The following is a 4,685-nucleotide window of genomic DNA, read 5'->3' as shown; positions in this document are numbered from 1 at the left end:
AGCTGGTGCCGCGGGTGGAGCGCGAGGCGGCGTCCGCGCTGGTCCGGCTGCCGGACCTGGTGCCGCTGGTGATCCTGCGCGGCAGCGGCGACAGCACCCGGGCGCTCGCCACCGAGGCGGCGGTCCACGGCGTGCGCACGCTCGCCCACGCCGACGGGGGCGGCGTCCTGTACGTCGACCGCGGCGCCGACGTCACCAAGGCGCGTGACCTGGTCTTCAACAGCCTCGACCGGCTCGGGGTCTGCAACCGGCTGAACCTGCTGCTGATCCACGAGGACATCCACGACGAGGTCTGGCCGTCGATCTCCGAGGCGCTGGCCGAGCGGGGCGTCACGCCGTCGCTGGCCCCGCACGAGCACGCCATCGGCTACGAGTGGGCGCTGGACTCCGACCGGGAGGCGACCGTCACGGTGGCCAAGGTCGGCGCGCTCGCCGACGCGGTCGGGATCGCCAACGAGCAGACGTCGGGCCTGGCGGCGGGCATCGCCACCGAGGACGAGTCGGCCGCCGACGCGTTCTTCGACGGCTACACCGGCACCGGCGTCTTCTGGAACGCCCCGACCCGCCTCCTCGACGGCTTCAAGATGCTGGCGGTCCCGGAGACCGGCATCAACCTGGACAAGGTCCCCGGTCCCCGCGGTCCGGTGACGTACACGGACCTCTACGTCCGCCAGTACGCGGTCCTCCCGGCCTGACGATGCGGCTGCCGATCGACGTGCCGGGCGACGTCCGGCGCGCGGACCTGATCCGCGTCGAAGGCGACCGGGAGTGGGAACGGTGGACCACCGTTCCCGGGCCCGTCCTCGAGTCGGTGACGGGCGCGGACGCGACAGCGCTCGTCGGGCTCGTCGCCGACCTCCCGGACGCCGACATGATGCGGTGCTACCACCCGGTGTACGCGCTCCGGGCGCACGGCGCGGAAGGCGTCCTCTTCGAGCTCGCCTTCTGCTTCCGCTGCCACAACGCGCTGGGTTTCGCCGGCGGCGCCCAGACCGGCCTCGAAGGGTTCGACGCCGACTCACCGGCCGGGCAGGAGCTGCTCGGCCGGTTCCGGGCCGCGGACCCTAACGCGGCGGGACGTGCGCCAGCTTCTTCAGCTCCTTGACGGTTTCCGTCACGTTGGCCAGGAGTTCCGTCCGGTCGTCCTGGTCGGCGGCGTGGCGGTAGATGGCGGTCGGGCCGTCGCTGATCGCGATCGCCGCGACCAGGCGGCCTTCGGGGTCGCGGGTGAGCCCGGTGGTCACCGACACTTCCCGGCCGACCGTGTCGACCGTGGTGAGCGTCCGCTCCTTGTACCAGCCTCGCGTCGTCATGTTCCGCAGCTCCGGGGGATGGGCTCGACAGGGATACGTCGTAGGACGCCCGGGCGGCCGAAGGCGTTACGGCATACTGGGCCGGGTGATCTCCCGGCCGCACGTCCTGCTGTCCGCCGCGCAGTCGCTCGACGGCTACCTCGACGACACCTCGCCCGAGCGGCTCGTGCTGTCCACTGAGGACGATTTCGCCGTCGTGGACCGGTTGCGGGCCGAGGCGGACGCGATCTTCGTCGGGGCCGGGACAGTGCGGGCCGACAACCCGCGGCTGCTCGTCCGCTCGCCCGAGCTGCGGCGGCAGCGGCTGGACCGGGGAAAGCCCGAGCAGCCCGTCAAAGTCACCGTGACCACCCGCGGGCTCGACCCGGACGCGCGGTTTTTCACCGTGGGGGACAGCGAAAAGATCGTCTACGCCCCGCCGGGTGCGGCCGACGACCTGAAGGGCGTCGCCACCGTCGTGGACGCCGGGAGCCCGCCCGACTTCGGCCGCGTCCTCGACGACCTCGGGCAGCGCGGCATCGAAAACCTGCTGGTCGAAGGCGGCGGCGGGATCCACACCCGCTTCCTCACCGAAGGCCTCGCCGACGAGCTGCGGCTCGCGATCGCGCCGTTCTTCGTGGGGCAGCCGGGCGCGCCGCGGTTCGTCGGGCCCGGGCTCTACCCGCGGCCGCTCACCCTGGCCGGCGTGCGGGAACTGCAGGGGATGGCGATCCTCGAGTACCGAGCCGCGGCCGAGCCGGACGGGCCGGACGTCCGGCGGCTCAAGGAAGCCATCGCGCTCGCCGCCGAATGCCCGCCCAGCCACACGTTCCGGGTCGGGGCCGTGATCACCGACGCCGGTGGCGAGGTCATCGCCACCGGGCACTCCGGCGAGGGCGACCCCACGAACCACGCCGAAGAGGCCGCTCTCGCCAAGTGCGCCGGCGACCCGCGCTTGGCCGGGGCGACCATCTACAGCTCACTGGAGCCGTGCAGCAACCGGAGCTCGCACCCGCGCAGCTGCACGCAGCTGATCCTCGACGCCGGGATCCCGCGCGTCGTCTTCGCGTGGCGCGAGCCGCCGGTCTTCGTCGACGCCCAGGGCACCGAACTGCTGCGCCAGGAGGGGCGGCACGTCGTCGAGGTGCCCGCGCTGACCCCGGAGGTCCAGCGCGAGAACACCCACCTCGACTTCTGACGCGCGGCGGCTAGCAGGCGCCGTTGTCCTGCCAGACACCCCATTCGCCGGTGGTGCCGGGCTCCTCGCCCTGCGTCCACCACTTGGCCGTCCACTTGTGGCTGTTGTGCGACACGACGTTGTCTTTGACGTAGACCTTCGTCCGGTCCCACTCGGCCGCGGTGCACGAGCCGCCGCCCGGGGTGGTCGGCGTCGTGGTGGTCGGCGGGGTCGGCGTCGTCTGGGGCGGCGTGGCACCCGCGAAGCGGACGCTGAACTTCGTGAAGTCCCAGTCGTTCTGCGGGACGTTGCTGCAGACGCCGTTGTCGGTGGTCCCGACGCAGGCGCGGTCGCGGTTGACCGACCAGAACGTGAAGCGGCCGAGGCCGTGGCTGGTCGCGTAGTCGTACACCGTCTGGAAGTCCGACGTGTAGAACATCTCGGCCGCGTCCGATTTGCCGTTCATGCCCGAGAAGCCCTCGTGCGAGTAGGCGGTCGCGCTGTCCCAGCCCATGTGCGACATGAGCAGGCCGTGCAGGGCCTCCAGGGCCGACACCTGCGACGAGCCGCCGTTGAAGCCGCCGTCGAAGGGCATGATCGAGAAGTTGTTGGGCGAGAACCCGATCGACTTCGCCTGGTCGAGCAGCTGCGTGCCGAACCAGCCGGTGCCGGCCGCGGTGCCCGGCATGGTCACCGACACGAAGAGGCCGGGGTTGTTGGCCTGCAACGTCTTCGCCGCGCCGAGCTCGTTCGCGATGGCCGCGGTGTTTTCGTACTCGGGCTCTTCGAGGTCGAAGTCGATGGCCTTGAGCGAGTACTTCGTGACGACCTGCTGGTACGCGGCCGCCGTCGCGGCGACCGTGCCGCAGGTCTGGCCGAGCTTCGTGCCGCCGTACCCGCCGACGGAGACGGAGATGTCCCCGCCCGCCCCACGGATCTTCGCGATCGCGGCGGCGACGGTGGTGTCGGTGGAGATCGGGTCGGTGCCGTCCCAGGTGGGGCTGCAGCCGCCGCCGTTCGGCGCCAGGATGAACGCGAGCTGGAACGCCTTGAGCCCGGTCGCGTTCATCACGGTGACGGGATCGGGCGGGTTGTTGCTCTGGGGCATCAGGTAGGGCGCCGCGGCGTACCAGTTGTTGCTCAACGCCGCGGTGGCCGCGGGAGCGCCGAGCACGAGGCTGACGGCGGTGGCGGCGAAAGTGGCGGCGGCGAGCCCGATGGCGGCCAGTCTGCTCTTGCGCATGAGCTGTCCTCCCGGTGGGGATCGAGGGTGGACAGATCATTGGACTAGACCATTGACGAAGTCAAGGCACAACGGGTGGATCGCTGCCGAGCGTGGGCGAAACGCGCCGAGATATCCGAAATTGGTCCCCGGAATGACACCACGAGGGTGATGCGACCGCCGAGGCGTCGCCACGCCGGTGAGCCACCCTCAGGCCGCCGGTAGTGACACGACCACCACCAGGCCGCCCTCCGGTCGCGCCCTCGCCACCACCTCGCCGCCGTGCGCGTGCGCTACCGAGCGGACGATCGACAACCCCAACCCCGCTCCTTCCGCGGCCACCCGGGCCCGGCGGTGGAACGGGTCGAACAGCGCCGGCACCTCCCCCGCCGGGATCACCGGGCCGCTGTTCGCCACCGAAAGCTCCGCTCGGCCCGGGGCCATCCGGGTGGTCACCTCCGCCCAGCCGTCGTCGTTGTTATGGCGGAGGGCGTTCTCCACCAGGTTGTGCACCAGCCGCTCCAGCATCAGCGCGTCGCCGATCGTCGAGGCCTCCGCCAGGTGCTGGGAGACGTCGTCGGGCGCCACGTGCGCGACCAGTGCCGCCAGGTCGACCGGGCAGCGCTCGGTCAGCGCGCTCTCCGACTTCGCCAGCAGCAGCAACCCGGTGATCAGCCGTTCGTGCCGCGCGTTGATGTGCAGCAGCTTGCTCCCCAGCTCGCGGACGTCGTCCGACGCGGTTCTGCGGCGCATCGCCACCTCGACCACCGAGCGGTTCAACGTCAGCGGGGTGCGCAGCTCGTGAGAGGCGTTCGCGACGAACCGGCGCTGGGCGTCGAACGACCGGTCCAGGCGCTCGACCATCACGTCGAACGCGTCCGCCAGGTCCTTCACCTCGTCTTCCGGCCCGCGCAGCGCGATCCGCGCGTGGCCGCCCGGGTCGGCGGCCGCGGCGATGCGGCGGGCCGTCTCCGTCACCTGGCGCAGGGGGGCC

The 4,685-nt window shown here is 71.7% G+C and carries 5 protein-coding genes and 1 pseudogene; 3 read left to right on the top strand and 3 right to left on the bottom strand.

Annotation, left to right across the window (positions count from 1 at the left end; translation table 11 throughout):
- A pseudogene (locus tag G3I65_RS32090) lies at nt 1–695 on the top strand (gamma-glutamyl phosphate reductase); the annotation flags it as partial.
- Between the two features lie 2 nt (nt 696–697).
- Complete coding sequence (locus tag G3I65_RS32085) at nt 698–1,105, top strand: hypothetical protein (protein WP_160699422.1); 408 nt, start codon at nt 698–700, stop codon at nt 1,103–1,105.
- Here G3I65_RS32085 and G3I65_RS32080 read toward each other — a convergent pair.
- Nucleotides 1,065–1,313: a hypothetical protein gene (locus tag G3I65_RS32080; protein WP_160699421.1), complete on the bottom strand. Its 249-nt coding sequence runs from the start codon at nt 1,311–1,313 to the stop codon at nt 1,065–1,067. The genes G3I65_RS32085 and G3I65_RS32080 overlap by 41 nt on opposite strands.
- A gap of 85 nt (nt 1,314–1,398) precedes the next feature.
- On the opposite strand from G3I65_RS32080, the gene G3I65_RS32075 reads away from it, so the two are divergent.
- Nucleotides 1,399–2,490 (top strand): dihydrofolate reductase family protein, encoded by a 1,092-nt coding sequence (locus tag G3I65_RS32075; RefSeq protein ID WP_160699420.1) that lies wholly within the window; start codon nt 1,399–1,401, stop codon nt 2,488–2,490.
- Between the two features lie 10 nt (nt 2,491–2,500).
- On the opposite strand, the gene G3I65_RS32070 is transcribed toward G3I65_RS32075, so the two are convergent.
- Both G3I65_RS32070 and G3I65_RS32065 read right to left on the bottom strand, forming a co-directional pair.
- Nucleotides 2,501–3,712 (bottom strand): chitinase, encoded by a 1,212-nt coding sequence (locus tag G3I65_RS32070; RefSeq protein WP_160699419.1) that lies wholly within the window; start codon nt 3,710–3,712, stop codon nt 2,501–2,503.
- A 189-nt stretch (nt 3,713–3,901) separates the two neighbouring features.
- A partial coding sequence (locus tag G3I65_RS32065) for an ATP-binding protein (protein WP_160699418.1) occupies nt 3,902–4,685 on the bottom strand: 784 nt, incomplete at its 5' end.

It is taken from the genome of Amycolatopsis sp. SID8362 (assembly GCF_010550475.1).
Lineage (GTDB): Bacteria > Actinomycetota > Actinomycetes > Mycobacteriales > Pseudonocardiaceae > Amycolatopsis > Amycolatopsis eburnea.
Note: the sequence above shows the minus strand (reverse complement) of the source record. Positions and strands in the feature narration are given on the sequence as shown.

Bases quoted from the DNA above. Each gene is read 5' to 3' on its own strand.
- G3I65_RS32080 (WP_160699421.1), bottom strand. From the start codon at position 1,313: ATGACGACGCGAGGCTGGTACAAGGAGCGGACGCTCACCACGGTCGAC.
- G3I65_RS32085 (WP_160699422.1), top strand. From the start codon at position 698: ATGCGGCTGCCGATCGACGTGCCGGGCGACGTCCGGCGCGCGGACCTG.
- G3I65_RS32070 (WP_160699419.1), bottom strand. From the start codon at position 3,712: ATGCGCAAGAGCAGACTGGCCGCCATCGGGCTCGCCGCCGCCACTTTC.